Origin of the sequence: Nostoc sp., from assembly GCF_036917615.1 — a bacterium.
Lineage (GTDB): Bacteria > Cyanobacteriota > Cyanobacteriia > Cyanobacteriales > Nostocaceae > Nostoc.
In genome coordinates this window covers 19,085-36,665 of sequence record NZ_JBALCZ010000095.1, presented here as the reverse complement: position 1 = coordinate 36,665, position 17,581 = coordinate 19,085, and the positions used below count along the sequence as shown (strand labels likewise).

Sequence of the window (17,581 nt, the reverse complement as noted above, 5' to 3'; positions counted from 1 at the left end):
GGTGCTGGTTTGGGTGATGCTGTGGGATTAATTACCGACGGACGCTTTTCTGGCGGCACTTACGGCATGGTGGTTGGTCACGTTGCACCAGAAGCGGCAGTTGGTGGTGCGATCGCCCTTGTAGAAGAAGGCGATAATATTACTATTGATGCACCCGCTCGTTTATTGCAATTGAATATATCCGAAGAAGAATTGGCCCGTCGTCGTGCCAACTGGCAACCTCCCGCTCCGCGTTACACTAAAGGCGTGTTGGCGAAATATGCTAAATTAGTATCTTCTAGCAGTATTGGTGCTGTGACAGATTTGGACTTGTTTTAAATGAGCTAAATAAAACTTACGCACAAAAAATCCCCCAACCCCCTTAAAAAGGGGGCTTTTAATTCTCCTACATTTTAATGGGAATGCGCGAAGCGCACCTACGCGAACGAGGTTCAGGTTTTCACTGCGTAAGTCCTGCTAAATTTTATGAGTTTTTGTAAAAATATTGAATAAGTTTCCGGAAATTTGCATAGCAGTTATGATGTCAATAGAGAAATCACGCAAATATAGTTGACACTCAACTGCTAAAAAACCGAAAAGGGTACAAAATGAGTTCTCAATCTAACGTCAAACTGATGATCGCTCTTTCTAATCCCAGCTTAGATACAGAAGAGCAAGAACGGGAAACGGGGAATCTGCTACGAGAGATCAGAGATTTAGATGTAGAAAGTGCTGAACTTGTAGCAGTTACAGAAACTCCTCCAGGATCAAAGGCATTTGGGGGTTTTCTGCTGGGAGTGTTGCAAGCCGAGGTGAGTGTTGCCAATTTTAAGAAAGTATTGGGATTTGTGGGCGATCGCCTTGGTAACAAAACTATAGAATTGGAAGTTGAGGCTAACGGTAAAAAACTCAAAGTAAAAGCCAGCAGTCGAGAAGAATTAACAGTAGCGCTGGAAGCCGCGCAAAAGTTTGTAGCCGCAGGTTGAGAAATCCCATAATAAAAAAGAGGATAGCAAGATGGTTAAGGTAGCACTGCTAATCGGAGTCAGCGAGTACGAGCCTGGTCTTAACCCATTACTAGCTTCAGTAAAGGATATGCAAGCGATCGCCAAAGTTTTGCAACATCCAGAAATGGGTGATTTTGCTGAAACAGATATCCAAAAACTGGAGAATCCCGATCCTCAAAAAATGCAGGAAGCCATCGAGACACTGTTTAGCGATCGGCGTAAAGATGACCTTGTAGTATTTTACTTCTCCGGTCACGGCATTAAAGATGAGAGCGGCAAACTTCACCTTGCCACTCGCCTTACCCGCAAAAATCCTCAAGGACGACTAATCAAATCAACCACCGTTCCCGCCAGCTTTGTTCATGACATCATGAGCGATAGCCACTGCAAGCGCCAAGTCGTAATTCTCGACTGTTGCTTTAGTGGGGCGTTTGCTGAGGGGTGGTCAGCCAAAGATGACGGTTCTCTCGATATCCGGGCTGAACTTGGTGGCGAAGGGCGAGTTGTCTTGACCTCTTCTACTGCTACTGAATATTCTTTCCAGCAACAGGAAGCAAATCTTTCGATTTATACCCGTTATCTGATTGAAGGTATTGAAACAGGTGCGGCAGATTTAGATAGCGATGGTGCAGTTTCTGTTGATGAGTTGCATGAGTACGCCAAAAGGAAAGTTCAAAAAGCTGCTCCCGCCATGCAACCAGAAATCTATGCAGTCAAAGAAGGATTTAAAATCCTGTTGTCTAAAGCACCGATTGGTGATCCAAAACTGAAGTATCGCAAAGAAGTAGAGATTTATGCCAGTCGGGGCGAGATTTCGATTATTGGTCGCAGAATATTAGATGCCCTACGTCTGAATTTGAAGTTGCTCCCTGAAGAAACTGCTACAATTGAAGCTGAGGTTTTAAAACCTTATCGAGAGTATCAACAAAAATTGCAGCAATATGAGCAAGCATTAGTTGATGCGATCGGGCGCGAGCAGACTTTGAGTGACTATACTCGCAATGATTTGCGACGTTATCAGGAAATTTTAGGACTTAGAGATGAAGACATAGTGTCAATTGAAACGAGAATTAGTCCCAAAAACGGATTATTTCCATTTCCAGATAAAGTTACAGCGTCCAAAAGCTATGATGCAACACCAGTCAAACCACCAAACAAAGCTGTTGCAGTTCTAAGAAACCCCAGAGTAATGATTGGCGCAGGTGTCCTCACTACTGTAGTTCTAGCTTTCTCTTTCTTAGTGAAGCCGCACGATCCTTCGGTGACGACACAGCCTAGCCCAGTAGAATCATCTACACCTCCTACTAATCCCACTGTCTCTCCTACAACCGAGATGAGTGCTAAAGATTTTTATGATCGGGGACTCGATAAGTCTAACAAAAAAGACTATAAGGGAGGGATTGAAGATTTTAACGAGGTGCTGCGGCTCGATCCAAATTTTACAATTGCCTACTACAACCGAGGTTATGCCCGTAATGAGCTTAAAGATTACAAAGGAGCAATTGAGGATTTAAACCAGTATATTTGGGTTAATCCCAACCATGCTAACAGTTACTTTAGTCGAGGCTGGGCTTACTATAACTTGGACAATTACAAGCAAGCTATTATCGATTACAACAAAACGATTCAAATTAACCCCAAGTACGCTTTTGCCTATAATAACCGAGGTCTTGCCTACGCTGGCCAAGGCAACTACGACCAGGCAATTTCCGATTACACAAAAGCCATCGAGTTTAAGTATGATCCACTCAAGTTGCCCTACAACAATCGGGGTAGAGCCCGCCGTAACTTGGGAGATTATAAAGGAGCGATTGAGGATTATAACCAGGCTGTCATTATCGATCCCACTTATGCGGATGCTTATAATAACCGAGGTCTTGCCTACGCTGACTTAAAAGATTATGAGAAAGCAATTGAGGATTATAGCCAGGCTATCCGTATCGATTCCACTTATTCTTATGCTTACCACAACCGGGGTTATACCCGCTCTATTCTAAAAGATAAGCAGGGAGCAATCGCAGATTATCAAAAAGCCGTAGACCTTCATCAGCAACAAGGAAACACAAAGCTATATCAACAGTCATTAGAGAAACTCAAAGAGTTGCAAAAGTAGCTATATTCTGGCAATAATTATCTACTAAAGATGGGAAGCGATCGCATCTTTAATACTATATATATAAATTACTAGAAATTATTATTTACCCAATAGCGATCATATCTTTTCATTTTCTCATTTGCAGTAGCTCGATAAACTCATCGACACTCAGCCTAACTTATCTAATAATTGCTCGTAAAGTTCCTTTGTCTAATTCTTGATGATTTGGAACAACCACTTCAGCAAATGGCTCATCTCGACGTAAAATGATGTGACTTCCACGTTGTCGCAAAACATAAAAACCAGCCTTTGCGGAATTTAAGCATTATCGTCCCTTTACTCCAAGTTAAAATTTAAAAGGCAAAAGTAAGCTGTATTTTTACTTTATTACTTTTTATTTATTAATGTTGTTGAGTAGAGATTTGAATGACAAACTCTGTGCCCTGTCCAACTTCTGAAGTGCAGAAGAGTGAACCGCCATGTCCCTCGACGATAATTTGACGAGCGATCGCTAATCCCAAACCTGTACCTTTTCCTACAGGTTTGGTGGTGAATAAATGGTCAAATACTTGTTGCTTGACCTCCGGTGACATTCCTACCCCGTTATCAGCAATCTTAATCAAAATGTGCTGACCTGATTCGGCTACACGGGTTTGAATGGTGATGCAATTGGGGTTGGCTAGAATGTCTTCTAAACTCCGTGTATTGTATTCTTCAAGTGCATCAATAGCATTTGCCAACAAGTTCATAAACACCTGATTGAGTTGTCCAGCAAAGCATTCCACTAAGGGTAATTTACCATACTTTTTTACTACCTCAATTTCTGGACGGTTTTCGTTGGCTTTTAAACGATGTCTCAGAATCAAAATAGTACTGTCAATGCCCTCGTGAATATTAAAAGGAACTTTGTAATCTTTATCTGCTCTGGAGAAGGTTCGCAGACTAGTGCTGATACTGCGGATACGGTTAATACCAAGTTTCATTGAGTCCAGCAATTTAGGTAAATCTTCGCGTAAATAATCCAAGTCCATCGCATCAATTTCGTCTTCAATGTCTGAGCCTGGTTCTGGAAATTTCTCTTGATAAAGCTTAATTAGCCCAAACAAATCCTTGACATAATCTTTTGCTGGTTCTAAGTTGCCGGCAATGAAGCCGACAGGATTGTTAATTTCATGGGCAACACCTGCTACCAGATTCCCAAGGGCAGACATTTTCTCACCCTGCACCAATTGCAATTGCATCGTTTGGAGTTCTTGCAACGCTTGTTCTAATTGTTGTTTTTGCTGTTGTAGCAAGTGTTGTGCTTGGTGGTGTTCTGTGATATTCTCACATGTGCCAAGGATGCCAAAAACTTTTCCTTCTTGATCTCGTAGCGGAATTTTGTTTGTATTCGACCAGATTTGTTTTCCATCTGCTTTCTGGATGGTTTCGATAATATTGAGTTCAGCTTGTCCAGACTCCATAATACGGCGATCGCACTCAAAATACGAATCTGATTCTTCACGAGTCCAGGGAAGGTCGTAGTCTGTTTTACCGATAACATTTTCTGGCAGTCCTATACCCAAAGCTTGAGCAAAGTTATGGTTACAGCCTAAATAAACACAATTGCGGTCTTTCCAGAAAACAGACTGGGGGATATTGTCAATAATTAACCGCAAGAATTGTTCGGTCTGTCCCAGGTTTTGTAGAGTATCTTGTGCTTGCTGATAAAGTCGAGCGTTTTCTAGGGAGATTGCAGCTTGAGTGCATAACAGATTCAGAATTTCGACGCGATCGCTTGTAAACGCTCCAGTAGTAAGATTGTTTTCTAAATACAAAATCCCCAACAGTTTGCCTTGATACAGAATCGGCGTACACAGTAAGCTTTTGGGTTGCTGACGAATGATGTAGGGATCAGCTATCAACGCCGGATACACTGTTGCATTAATGATCACCGTAGGTTGCAGGTTGCGTTTGACGGTGTAAATTAGGCTATGGGGAACGTCTGCGCTATCTTCCACAAAAATGGACTGTAGCAGGATTGATTGCTGCCCAACTTGAGCAGTCGCTTCAACTACCAATCTACCTTCTTTGAGTAGGAGTAACGCACACTTGTCTGCTCCAGCATTTTCAATCACCACTTGCAGGAGCTTCGTAAGTAACTTTTCCAGTTCGATTTCACTGGATAGAGTCTGAGAGGCTTTGAGAACTGTTGCTAAATCTAGCATTAGTGATGCACTGCTGCTCGAACTTACTGATTTGCTAATACTTGGGTGCAAGGTAGCAATGCTGTCAATATTTGTGATTGTCTCATTGGGCGTGAGTGGCGATACTCTTTGGGAGTCACTTCGTGAACGCCTCTGTTGTAAAATGGGGGCTAACAGTTGTGGATAACGCTGTTCTAAGTCATCGACTTTGGCTTTAGCGCCCCAGCGTGTGTAGCAATAGTAAGCATTAATCAAATACTCTTGGGCAATGCGTTCTTTGCCCCATTCTAAATAAAACTTGGCTGCGAGTTCGTTGGCAAGAGCTTCTTCGTTGAGGTATTCGTTTTCTTTGGCTTTAGCAATGGCGCGATCGTAATACTCAATTGCCTCTGCTCTCGCGCCCAAGACTCGACATTTTTCTGCAACAACTAAAGCATGGCGGTGAGCCTGATTGCTGGGTGCATGATCTGCCCAGATACGGAGTTTTTCTTGATGGGCTGTCACCCGCTCGATAATGCTGATTTGGTCTGTCTCACTAGCATCTGGATAAACCGCTAATCGAACTAGTGCATCGTAGAAATAAAAGATTGGAACTAGCATTAGTCCTGTGACTGCATCCAAATAGGGTTCTGCCAGTTTGGCGTTTTGCAGAGCTTGTTCATAGTGTTGGAACAGATAACAGAGGAGCAGTTTATTGAAATAAACCTGATAGAGTGCTGTTTCCTGATTCGTTTTGAGGTAAAGCTGAATTATTTCATCTTCATGGCAGTATTCACCAAGCAACCGCTCTGGTTCAGGCAAAACCTCCAACAAATTGACTATAACCTGATGATAAATACTTTGTTTGTGGAGACAACTATCCTGGCGCAATTGCTGAATGACCTTGCGATGAGATTCTATCGTTTGTCTTAAGGCAGATAGTTCCTGACCACTCCAGTAAGCTGTGTCGCAATAACACATCAGGCTGAGAGCAACATATTCGACATCACCCGTTTCTAGCCCACTGGAGTAAGCTTGCAAATATCCTTCTAGGGTATATTTTGCAGGTTCTTGCCAATGTCTGAGGAAGCAGTTAAAGGCAAAAATGGTTTTAGCGGCTAGCTTGGAGGCATAGATACGTTGCAGGAGATTCACCCCCAATTGCCCAAACCGATAGCCTGCGTCAATATCTCCTAATATGGCAACCAAGGTTAACCCGTACATCACATAGCCATGAGTCGATTCTGGAGCATTGCCGTATTCTACTGATAAATCGAACTCGGCAAAGATCACCAAGGGCAACAGATCAGGGGCAGCTTGATAAGCAGCAGAAATAATGCTGGATAAAATAACCATTGCCGCTTTTTTGTCCGGTGCGGTCATTTGAGGTAATTCCAGCAAAGATTCGATTGACCTGCCATTGAGCAAGGTTTGGGTGTGCCTCAGTGCCTGCTTGATATCTGTTTGGGTGGGTCGTTCTGGCAGATGTACTCCCAAATACTTTAGCACTTCCCGTGCTAGTCGCAAGGCTTCTAGCTGCTGATGTTGTGCCATGCAAGCCTGGATTTTAATAGTGTAGATATTTACCCGATCTAGCCAGGATTGGGCATGATTTAACACAACCTCAGCTAACTGTTCCATCTGTTCAAAATGGGTGCAGAGGTAAGCTGATTCTGTTGCTCCTTCATACAAGATGAAGGTGAGATGGTATTGGCTGTGCCAGCAATTACCTGTTAGCATCGCAATACCTGTATTGAAATAGTCTAAAGCTGCTGCGTAAGCTGTTGCACTCTTGGCTTTACGCCCAGCCGCCAAGTTTAACTGCACGAGTTCCTGTTGCTCCTGCTGATCACTAATCAAAGCCGCCCCTTGATTGAGGTGGTTGACGATCGCAAAAATTTTCTCATCTCGTTCATTTGCCATGGTGGCTTGTTGCAGCAAACGTCCAATTTGCAGGTGAGTCAATTGCTTTTGATTGTCAGGAATTAGTGAATAGGCAGCTTGCTGAATGCGATCGTGAAGAAATTTGTAACAACAATCGGGAGAATTGTATTGCGGAAATTCTGAATTCTGAATTCTGAATTCTGACTCCTCTTGATAGAATTTGTAGACCTCATTGGTAGGGATAATCAACCCATCCTGCACAGCTTTCCAAAAATCTGCGGCTGTTTCCACCTGGGATTTCTCATGGACGATCGCTAATGTCGCCAAATCAAATTGGTTTCCCACACAAGCCGCTAATTTCAAAACTTCTTGAGTTTCGATTGACAACTTCTGAAGTTGAATTGCCATGAACTCTACTACATCATCAGTCAGAGCAAGCGATCGCACTTGAGTAAGATCACATTCCCAATAACCACCTTCAAAATTAAATGTAATTAGTTGATCTTGATATAGCGTTTTGAGAAACTGGGTGCTGAAGAAAGGATTGCCTTTGGTTTTGCTCAATACTAACTCTGTTAACGGTGCGGCTAATGTTAGGGAGCAAATCAATGTATCTGCAACTAAATGATTGACGGATATTTGAGCCAGGGGAGCTAAGGTAATCGTATTGACTGTAGCGTCTAACTTCTGAATCTCTTCCAAAGTCAGCATCAATGGATGTGCTGGGTTGACTTCGTTATCTCGATAAGCACCAATTAATAGCAGATAGCCAATGTCAGCTTCGCTCATTAATAAGTGCATTAACTTTAAAGAAGCAGAATCTGCCCATTGCAGGTCATCAATAAAGATCACCAATGGATGTTCTCTTGTCGTGAAGACTTGAGTAAATTTCAAAAACAGCAAATTGAAGCGATTTTGTGCTGCACTCCCGGAGAGTTCCGGCGCAGGAGGCTGTTTACCAATCATACTTTCCAGTTCTGGAATCACCTCAATCATCACTTGTCCGTTTTCACCCAAAGCAGAGAAAATTTTGCACTTCCACTGCTCAAATTGGGCGTCAGTTTCACTCAGCAGTTGTCCGATTAAATCTCGAAAGGCTTGCACAAAGGCAGAGAAAGGAATGTGGCGCCCGAATTGGTCAAATTTACTTTTAATGAAATAACCTCGTTGTCGCACAATTGGCTTGTGAACTTCGTTAATCACAGCAGTTTTGCCAATCCCAGAGAAGCCTGCTACCAACATAATTTCAGTGCTTCCCTGACTGACTCTCTCAAAGGCATCCAGTAAGCTTTTGACTTCGGCTTGGCGACCGTAGAGCTTTTCTGGGATGATGAAGCGATCGCAAATATCCCTTTGTGCAATTGGGAAACTCTCAATTCTACCCCTGTTCTTCAATTGCTCCAAACATTGTTCTAAATCAAATTTCAGGCCTAATGCACTCTGATAGCGGTCTTCAGCATTTTTCGCCATCAATTTGATCACAATGTCACAAAGAACTTCGGGAATCGGTTCTTCATTTTTGAATTTTGTTAGCGGAGCCTTAGCGAGTCCGCGTTCGCGCAGCGTCTCGTAGAGAGCGTCACTTTGAATTTTGAATTGATCCGGTTGCTTGGCAATATGACAGTGAACCAACTCCATCGGATCATTAGACTGGAAGGGTAGCTGTCCGGTAAGCAGTTCATAGAAGGTAACGCCCAGAGAGTAATAATCACAGCGATAGTCAATTTTGCGATTCATCCGCCCGGTTTGTTCCGGGGAAAGGTAAGCGAGAGTACCTTCTAAGACATTAGGACTGTGAATTTCCTGGGTTTCTCTAGGTAAAAGAGAGGCAATGCTAAAGTCAATTAACTTAACTTGCTTAGTTTCCGGATTAATGAGAATGTTGGCAGGCTTGATATCTTTGTGGATAACCCGATAGCGATAGAGTCCGTCAAGAATATTGCTCAGAGCGATCGCAATCTCCAAGAACTCTGTCAAAGTATATTGGTTGCTCCCGATTTTTTTGTTCATCCAATCTCTGAGGGAAATGCCACCAAAATCCTCCATCACCAAAGCATAGCTGTTGCCGTAAGGTTCCAGACTATAGGGATGAACAATACCAGGTAGGTCAATATTTTTAGCGATAGTGTACTGATTACGGAACAGCAGCAGTTCGTTGAAGGTAGGATACTCCTGCTGGAGCAGTTTGATTACGACCGGAAGTTGATCGGCCTCTCGAATTGCACGGTAAACCAAGGTTCTAGACCCTGCATAAAGTTGATCGCTAATTCGATAGTTCAAAAGCTTGTCCATCGGTTCAACTGCTGTATTCATACTTGATCAACTCTCGTTAAATCAGCTATTTATTTAAAGTAGTCTGCCCAAAAATCAGCTTTTTCTAACTCAGTTTTCTTTTAGGCGACACCGAATAGCCCATCGTAGACATCGTGTCTGTAGTTCTCAAGCAAAACTCCCACTATTTTCGATAAAATCAAGTTCTGAGGAAAGTTTTAGAAATAGTTGCTACAGATGAAACGATAAAAAAGCTGATTATCTTCAAGAGGTTGAACAAAACAAACATGATTACAGCGGTTGATATTGGTACTTTAATTACGTCCTCTCCTGACATTCAGGGTGGCAGACCAATCATTACTGGAACAGGACTAACCGTGCGTCGTATCATCCTTTGGTATAAACTTGGTCTGATGCCAGAAGAGATCCTGAATCGAATTGGACATCCGACGCTAACTTTGGCACAGATTTATGCTGCTCTGACCTACTATCATGCCAACCGCGAGGAAGTTGAATTAGACATTGCAGCAGAAGAAGCTGAGACAAAATTGTTTGAACAAGAGCATTGTAAATCCCGACTCATTAAGTAATCATGCTTTTGCTCTATCTAGATGAACACTCGATGGATAGGGTTCTAGTAACTGCGCTTCGGTCACGGGGAGTAGATGTGATTACAGCCAGTGATGCCGGAATGCTTGGGCATAGCGATGCAGATGGACTATGCAACCAGTCTTGAACGTGTTTTGTATTCTTTTAACAAAGGAGACTTCTATCGTTTGCATATAAAATATCTGACAGAAGGCAAGAGTCATGCTGGAATTATCCTTGCCTCTCAACAACGTTACTCAATTGGTGATCAGATGAGACAACTGCTGCAACTAATATCAATAAAGTCTGCCGCACAAATGCAGAATAATCTGGAATTTCTCAAGAGATAAACTCAGTTTTCTTTTGAGTGACACCGAATAGCCCATCGTAGACATCGCATTTAACCTGCGTGATGTGTCTCTAGTTCTCAAGCAAAACTGCCGTTGTTTCCGGTAAAATCAAGTTCTGAGGACTGTGGATTCGGGAGAAATTTGGGGTGCTTACACTTGGCGTTAACATTGACCACATCGCCACCATCCGGCAAGCACGGCGGACGGTGGAACCAGACCCCGTGGCGGCGGCGGTGCTGGCAGAATTAGGCGGTGCAGATGGGATTACAGTGCATCTGCGCGAAGATCGGCGGCATATCCAAGACAGGGATGTGCTACTGTTGCGGCAAACAGTGCGATCGCATCTTAATTTAGAAATGGCCGCTACAGATGAAATGCTAGCGATCGCTCTCGATCTCAAACCAGATTATGTGACTTTAGTCCCGGAAAAGCGCGAGGAAGTCACAACGGAAGGCGGACTAAATATTGTCGGGCAACTTGCTAGAATAGGTGAGATAGTTGATAAATTGCAAAGCGCTAATATTCCAGTTAGTTTATTTATCGACGCTGAACTAGCACAAATCGAAGCATCTGTCAAGATACAGGCGCGGTTTATAGAATTGCATACTGGACAATATGCTGAGGCTAAGGATGAAACAAATCGCCAGCGAGAATTAGCCATATTAGCTAAAGGGTGTGAACAAGCGATTCAAGCTGGATTGCGAGTCAACGCTGGACATGGACTCACCTACTGGAATGTCTATCCTGTAGCTGCGCTTCCAGGTATGGAAGAACTCAACATCGGTCATACCATCATCAGTCGAGCTGCATTAGTAGGTATGGAAAGGGCAGTCCGCGAAATGAAACAAGCTATAAGAGGGCATAGAGCATAGGGCAATTCAATTTTGGATTTTGGATTGACGATAGCGCAGCGTTAGCGAGTCCGCGAGCGTCTTTTGGATTAAATTTCAATCTAAAATCCAAAATCTAAAATCTAAAATTCTTCTGCCCCTGCTCCCCCTGCTCCCTCATCTCCCCCACTCCCTTGAACTTTAGAGGGGTTGTCACTGCGAAATCTAGAAATTGGGATCAAATCTTCAGCAAAAACTTCTATGAGCGCAACACAATCTAACAACCTGCCGCTTTGGGTACAGCATCGGGATCAGGTGATAGCAGAAAGCAATGATGTGGAGTGGCGTTATCAGACACCGCCTGATTATTCTCGTTCAAACCAGAATCTTGCCCAAGAAAGTATTTACAATCACCTTGAAGGTACACTGGAAGCGATCGTGCAAAACTTGGTACGAACCTTTGAGATGGAGGTATCCTTCAAAGCTAACCCGCAAGAGTGGTTATCTGTCGTGAATGACAAGTTTCGCGTGAGTACCAATGGTGGAGTAGAGTACACAGCAGCAGATGTATCAGCCCAAGGTACTTACAATTTGTTTATGGCTGATTCAGAACATTACAAAGCTTCAGAAGAAAGCTTTGAATCATCCGCAAAAGTCTTCCACACAACATTTCCCCAAGGATTTCCTTGGGAAGTGGTGGAAGTTTTCTCAGGGCCACCAAATGTGACATTCAAGTGGCGGCATTGGGGACATTTTAATGGAGAATATAAAGACCATGCATCGACTGGAGAGACGATAGAAATTATCGGCATGAGCATTGCAAAAGTTACCGATGACTTGAAGCTTATTTCCTTGGAACACTACTTTGACAATAGTTTATTCTTGGAAAAGCTAACATCTGGTGGTAAGACAAATGCTGAAAACCAGGTAAGTGCTTGTCCGTTCAGTTCTTGGTTCAAGAAATTTCGCAAAAGTTAGTTTATAAGGGTACAGAGTGCAGCATTGTACCCTTAAATTATTCATATAGCAATCAAAGGATGAAAATGCAAACATACTATTACGTTTTGGCCAGTCAACGCTTTCTTCTTCAAGAAGAACCTATACATGAAGTTATCAAAGAGCGCACCCGTCACTACCACGAACAAGAAAAACAAATAGATTTTTGGTTGGTTGAGCAACCAGCTTTCTTGGAAACACCGCAGTTTACAGAGCTAAAGGCGAAGTGTCCCCAACCAGCAGTAGCAATTATTTCCACTAATCCCCAATTTATTACTTGGTTAAAACTGCGTTTAGAGTACGTCATCACTGGTGAATTTCAGGCACCTTCTGAGACAATACCCGATGCACTGGCATCGCTTGCTACTGTTTCCTGATCTGGGCATTGGGAAGGCAGTGCGGTCTTCTCCCTTGGCGCTAGCCGGAGACGCCCGCCGTAGGATGCCCGTAGGGCTGTAGGGCGATAGCGGAGCGTAAAGCCTTCTCTACGAGAGGCTGGGGTTTCCCCAAGTGGAGCAACTGCCGTCATTGGGCATGAGGTATGGAAAAGATACAGGGGAGAAGGGAGAGTAAATTCTTCCTTGTCCCTGTTGTCCCCCACATCTCCTTTATCCCCCTGCTCCCCCACTCGCTAATTTTATTTGCACATAACAAAATATATTTTTTTACACTCTTTTCATACCCATACTGAAGTAGCTAAGTTTTCAGCTTTTTTCTTATAAAATCTTCTAAGACACCTTGATTTACATAATCTAACTTTTGTGCATAGATTTCAGACTTTACCAAGTGTTTTAGGATTAGCGATCGCTCTTTTGATTGGTGGCAGGAGTTCTGTCTTTGCCGAACAAGCTATTCCCCCTTGTCAACCACCAAATGCGGGTGAGTATCTTTTATTAGTAGTCAGTCCCACAGCAAATAATCAAAAGCAGTTGCGTAGTGCCTTACCACCTAAACTTAAGACCATCACTTGCAAATATCTCAACGAAACTGTGACGCGAGTAGGGGGCTTTAACAAAATTGACGATGCCAATCGCTGGGCGAGATATGTCAGCAATATTGTTGGCTTGTCTGCCATAATTACCACTCGACCAACAACGCCAGATGTGCAGCCACAGCAACAGCTACCTCAGCAGACAGTCAGCTATAATCCTCAAGCCTTAGGAGAGGGTTATGCAGTGCTAGTAGATTATTACAATCGTCCAGAACTAGTAAATAGTGTGCAGCAAGCAGTAGGAGGTAACGTCGGTTTTGTTTCTTATGGACAACGCCCTTACTTGCTGGCAGTTTATACCACTAACCAAAGTGAAGCATACAAGACATTGCAGAAGCTGAACAAAAGCGGTTTTGTTGCCAGCATAGTAGATAGTCGTAAGGTGATTCTGCTGCGCTCAAGTGTGCGGTTATAGTGATATTAAGTTTTCTGAAATACTGATGCGATCTGCCAAAGTGGTAATTTGTCAACTGACCGAATTTTAGATTTTAAATTTTGGATTTTAAATTCAAAATTTAAAATTTAAAAAGGTTTAAAGCGAAAGTATTTATTGTGGAACAAATCCAAAATCCTCAGAGCAAGTGACTTTATTTATGGGGTCAATCTAAAGTCCAAAATAGGTTGACAAATTACCAGTTACCAATTATAAATAGTCGCTCAAACAAAGATTCATTGGCGTGGCTTAATAAGCAGACCTAGCTAACCAATAAATGGTTATACCCAAAGCCGACCCAGCTATTACCTGAACTGGTGTATGTCCGAGTAATTCCTTCAGACGGTCTTGGCTAAAGTCTGGTTTTTCATGAAATAATTCATCAATCATTTGATTAAGGATACGAGCTTGCTTACCAGCCGCTTGGCGAACTCCGGCTGCATCATACATGACGATGATCGCAAAAATCATCGCAACGGCAAAATCAGGAGATGCCCAACCCAGTGTTTGCCCTACACCAGCGGCTAGAGCTGTAACTAAAGCTGAATGGGCACTGGGCATACCTCCAGTTGTCACCAAAACACGCACATTCAGTTTGCGATGTTTGATGATCTCGATTACGAGCTTTAGTGCTTGAGCAATTAAACAAGCTACCAGAGCAACCAGCAGCACCCGGTTGTCTAAAATGTTGCCTATGTCCTGCATGATATTTTGGTTAGGTTAGTAAATATTAGCAGTAGTTGTTGGTTGAGGAAACATTTAGATTCAACCCAAAATCCAAAATTAACCTAGTACATCACGGCGGAAACAGAGCAATTATTCAAAATAGCCCAAAAGCTTAGTTGATAAGCTTTTTGAATTTTGAATGAGTTAATTTTGAATTCCGCTGGGCGGTGTAGTAGAGCATAGCGTCAATAAACCAATCATTCCAAATCAATGAATCGCTTGCGGTATAGAAATTACGTAGCTTGCTTATCGCCTTCTCTACGAGACGCTACGCGAATGGCGAGTATTACGAATTACCCAAAGCGGTACTAGTTATTGCGGCTGGCTATAAAATGAGCGATCGCTTGGAGTGGCTTGGCTCTCTCCCCAAATGGTTCTAATTCTACACAAGCTGCTTTAACTAGCTCTTGGGCTTTTGAGCGAGATTCCTCAAGCCCCCAAAGGCTGGGATAGGTCACTTTCTTCGCTTTTTGGTCTTTACCAGCTGTTTTGCCTAATTGCTCTTGAGTAGCAGTGATATCCAGAATATCATCAATGATTTGGAATGCTAACCCAATATTTTGAGCATAACGGGTCAGTCGCTGCACATCTTCAGGTGATGCTCCAGTTATGATCCCGCCACAAACTACGCAAGCTTCCAAAAGAGCGGCTGTTTTGTGTTTATGAATGAAATTTAGCGTTTCTAAGGAAATATCTGATTTACCTTCAGACTCTAAATCGACAACTTGACCGCCAACCAAACCAGCTGCCCCTAGCGCCCGACCAAGACGGGCAATTACCTGCAAGACTAGATCTCTGTTAACGCTTTGAGGGGTTGCAATGGCAACAAACTCAAAAGCGAGAGCTAACAAGCCATCCCCAGCCAAAATCGCCACATCTTCGCCATAGACTTTATGATTCGTCAGCTTCCCGCGACGGTAATCGTCATTATCCATCGCCGGCAGGTCGTCATGAATCAACGACATTGTGTGAATCATCTCCACAGCACAAGCCGTTGGCATGGCCATTTCGATAGTTCCACCCATCATTTCACAGGTAGCAAGGCAAAGAATGGGACGTACACGCTTGCCTCCAGCTAATAACGAGTAGCGCATCGCCTCATAAATCTTTTCTGGATAAATGATCGGGATAGCCTGATCCAAAGCAGTATCACAAAGCTTTTGTCGCTCTTTAAGATAGACTGCTAAGTTAAACGTGGCTTCCTCTGGTGGTGTCTTTTGAACGTTATCAGTTGCTACCATTCTTAAATTCCTGACATTTTGGGATTTTTGTCTTACACGTCACAATTTTAAGATGCTGTGGGGCTGAAAAAATGAAGAATTAGGAATTAGGAGTGATGAGTGATGAGTTACCAATAAGAATTCTTAACTCATCACTCATCACTCTCTTGCTTCTCTTGCTGTCCTAGAATAGCTGGCAAATGTATTTTGCAACAAGATGGCGACAGTCATAGGACCAACACCACCAGGAACAGGGGTAAGAAATCCTGCAACACCAGCGGTTGATTCAAAATGGACATCGCCAATCAGGCGACTGTTGCCACTAGCATCGGTGACGCGATTCATCCCCACATCTACCACAACAGCGCCCGGTTTCACCATCTCAGCAGAGATTAGTCCAGGACGACCTACTGCTGAAATTAGAATATCAGCATTTTGGGTGATAGTTTTGAGGTCATGCGATCGCGAGTGAGCGATCGTGACTGTGGCATCAGCTTCTAGTAACATCAGCGCCATTGGTTTACCCACTAAAATACTGCGTCCCACCACTACTGCCTGTTTTCCCTGCAAGGGAATCTCATATTCTTGTAAGAGTCGGATCACACCAGCCGGGGTACAGCTGCGTAAACCAGTTTCTCCCCGTACTAGTCGCCCCAAGTTAACTGGGTGCAGTCCATCAGCATCTTTATCGGGATCAATTTGATGTAGCAAAGTCACAGCATCTAAGTGGTTAGGTAAGGGCAGCTGCACAAGAATACCATCCACCCGTTGATCGTGGTTGAGTGCAGCTATGACCTCTTCTAACTCCCCAAGGGTAGTTTGGGCAGGAAAATGCTTACCAAAAGAGGCGATGCCAACTTTAGCGCAAGCTTTTTCTTTATTACGTACATAAGCCGCTGACGCTGGATTATCGCCAACCATCAGCACTGCTAAACCAGGGGGTCGTTCAATTTTTGGTTGTAATTGGGTAATAGCAACAGAAAGTTCTTGCTGAATTTTTGCTGCGATTGCTTTACCATCAAGGAGTTTGGCAGTTTTTGTTTCCATGAGAATTCCCAGCTATATTCGCCTTTTATCAAAACTCAGCCGCTTCTGGTCTAGGCAAAGTCAATATAGCGGTTCTCAATTGCATGGAATACAGACCTAACCCCCAGCCCCTTCCCTTGTAGGGAAGGGGAGTAAGATTTAAAGCCTCTGACGCCACGTGCTAAAGAGCAAGAACGCTAAGAGCGAACAAGTCGGCAGAGCGCAAGGGCGCAGTGGCTCCTCCTTTTAGGAGAGACGAATGGAAGTGAGGTCAGAGTGTATTGCATCCAAACGAGAAGCGCTATAGTCCCAAATCCAAAGTGAAAATATTGATTCTTGACTCTTGACTTTTAACTATTATCGTGTTTCTGTTTGATGTCGTAGCGTTTTTCTCACAGTAAATCCATAATGAATGTTTATTTTCTCAGATCAACGACGTTATCTGAAGAATATAAAAATTAAGGATGAAATCGGAACATTTTTTGCTCAGTTGAGAGCGTGTTTCTGCAACCGAAGAAAACATTATAGATGGGAACTGACTGAATGAAACTGGCGACAAAGCAAACAGTGACACAAAAATTTGCTCAATCGGTGGCTTTCATGGAACAAGCGAGAAATTTGTCCCTTTCGTTCTTGTACGGACATAGCATTGTTCCCTACCGCCTGGGGTTGATTTTTTTCTTGGTGGTAGGACTTTGTAGTTGTGGTAGTTTGCCTTCGTCTGGCTTGAATGGGGTTAACTTAAAAATTGGTACCAATGTCACCCCAATTCGAGAAATTAAACCAAAACAAGACAATCAGGCTACAGTCTACATCCAAGGTCAGGTGGAAAAGCAAGCTCCTCTGATGAAGCAGTGGGGTTATCAAATTAATGACTCGACTGGCAAAATTTGGGTTCTTACCAATCAAAAGAATCTGGCCAAGGGAGCACAAGTGGTGATTAAGGGTAAAATTCGCTACCGAAGTATCCCCTTAGCTGGTAAAGAATTGGGGGAAGTTTATCTAGAAGAAGAGTAATCA

The 17,581-nt window shown here is 43.2% G+C and carries 14 protein-coding genes and 2 pseudogenes; 10 read left to right on the top strand and 6 right to left on the bottom strand.

The window, feature by feature from the left end:
* The 3 genes and pseudogenes from V7K85_RS36305 to V7K85_RS36295 all read left to right on the top strand — a co-directional run.
* A pseudogene (locus V7K85_RS36305) lies at positions 1-318 on the top strand (dihydroxy-acid dehydratase domain-containing protein); the annotation flags it as partial.
* Between the two features lie 269 nt (positions 319-587).
* On the top strand, positions 588-965 hold the full coding sequence (locus V7K85_RS36300; protein ID WP_334821573.1) for a hypothetical protein: 378 nt from the start codon (positions 588-590) through the stop codon (positions 963-965).
* Positions 966-996: 31 nt separating this feature from the next.
* A complete protein-coding gene (locus V7K85_RS36295; protein ID WP_334821571.1) occupies positions 997-3,099 on the top strand; it encodes a caspase, EACC1-associated type in 2,103 nt (700 codons plus the stop codon).
* A gap of 160 nt (positions 3,100-3,259) precedes the next feature.
* On the opposite strand, the pseudogene V7K85_RS36290 reads toward V7K85_RS36295, so the two are convergent.
* Both V7K85_RS36290 and V7K85_RS36285 read right to left on the bottom strand, forming a co-directional pair.
* Positions 3,260-3,379 (bottom strand): annotated as a pseudogene (locus V7K85_RS36290) (type II toxin-antitoxin system HicA family toxin); the annotation flags it as partial.
* 103 nt (positions 3,380-3,482) lie between these two features.
* Positions 3,483-9,443 (bottom strand): trifunctional serine/threonine-protein kinase/ATP-binding protein/sensor histidine kinase, encoded by a 5,961-nt coding sequence (locus tag V7K85_RS36285; protein ID WP_334821569.1) that lies wholly within the window; start codon positions 9,441-9,443, stop codon positions 3,483-3,485.
* A gap of 245 nt (positions 9,444-9,688) precedes the next feature.
* On the opposite strand from V7K85_RS36285, the gene V7K85_RS36280 reads away from it, so the two are divergent.
* The 5 genes from V7K85_RS36280 (at position 9,689) to V7K85_RS36260 (ending at position 12,542) form a co-directional block, all read left to right on the top strand.
* Positions 9,689-9,991, top strand: a complete 303-nt coding sequence (locus tag V7K85_RS36280) for a DUF433 domain-containing protein (RefSeq protein WP_334821567.1) — start codon at positions 9,689-9,691, stop codon at positions 9,989-9,991.
* A gap of 93 nt (positions 9,992-10,084) precedes the next feature.
* Positions 10,085-10,339 (top strand): DUF5615 family PIN-like protein, encoded by a 255-nt coding sequence (locus V7K85_RS36275; protein WP_334821565.1) that lies wholly within the window; start codon positions 10,085-10,087, stop codon positions 10,337-10,339.
* Between the two features lie 146 nt (positions 10,340-10,485).
* Positions 10,486-11,211: a pyridoxine 5'-phosphate synthase gene (locus V7K85_RS36270; RefSeq protein WP_334821563.1), complete on the top strand. Its 726-nt coding sequence runs from the start codon at positions 10,486-10,488 to the stop codon at positions 11,209-11,211.
* Positions 11,212-11,430: 219 nt separating this feature from the next.
* Entirely contained in the window at positions 11,431-12,147 is a 717-nt protein-coding gene (locus V7K85_RS36265) for a SnoaL-like polyketide cyclase (RefSeq protein WP_334821561.1), read from the top strand.
* 65 nt (positions 12,148-12,212) lie between these two features.
* Entirely contained in the window at positions 12,213-12,542 is a 330-nt protein-coding gene (locus V7K85_RS36260; protein WP_300421040.1) for an MgPME-cyclase complex family protein, read from the top strand.
* Here the strand turns inward: V7K85_RS36260 and V7K85_RS36255 are convergent.
* Positions 12,485-12,694, bottom strand: a complete 210-nt coding sequence (locus tag V7K85_RS36255; RefSeq protein ID WP_334821559.1) for a hypothetical protein — start codon at positions 12,692-12,694, stop codon at positions 12,485-12,487. The two genes, V7K85_RS36260 and V7K85_RS36255, sit on opposite strands and share 58 nt — an antisense overlap.
* Positions 12,695-12,926: 232 nt before the next feature.
* On the opposite strand from V7K85_RS36255, the gene V7K85_RS36250 reads away from it, so the two are divergent.
* Positions 12,927-13,571, top strand: coding sequence for a hypothetical protein (locus tag V7K85_RS36250; RefSeq protein WP_334821557.1), 645 nt, complete (start codon positions 12,927-12,929; stop codon positions 13,569-13,571).
* Between the two features lie 267 nt (positions 13,572-13,838).
* Here V7K85_RS36250 and V7K85_RS36245 read toward each other — a convergent pair whose 3' ends face one another.
* The 3 genes from V7K85_RS36245 to folD form a co-directional block, all read right to left on the bottom strand.
* Complete coding sequence (locus V7K85_RS36245) at positions 13,839-14,294, bottom strand: divergent PAP2 family protein (protein WP_334692899.1); 456 nt, start codon at positions 14,292-14,294, stop codon at positions 13,839-13,841.
* 329 nt (positions 14,295-14,623) lie between these two features.
* Positions 14,624-15,556, bottom strand: coding sequence for a geranylgeranyl diphosphate synthase CrtE (gene crtE, locus V7K85_RS36240; protein ID WP_334821555.1), 933 nt, complete (start codon positions 15,554-15,556; stop codon positions 14,624-14,626).
* Positions 15,557-15,694: 138 nt separating this feature from the next.
* A complete protein-coding gene (gene folD / locus V7K85_RS36235; RefSeq protein WP_334821553.1) occupies positions 15,695-16,582 on the bottom strand; it encodes a bifunctional methylenetetrahydrofolate dehydrogenase/methenyltetrahydrofolate cyclohydrolase FolD in 888 nt (295 codons plus the stop codon).
* A 522-nt stretch (positions 16,583-17,104) separates the two neighbouring features.
* Between folD and V7K85_RS36230 the strand changes: the two genes are divergently transcribed.
* Positions 17,105-17,578 (top strand): hypothetical protein, encoded by a 474-nt coding sequence (locus V7K85_RS36230; RefSeq protein WP_334821552.1) that lies wholly within the window; start codon positions 17,105-17,107, stop codon positions 17,576-17,578.
* Positions 17,579-17,581 lie beyond the last annotated feature (3 nt).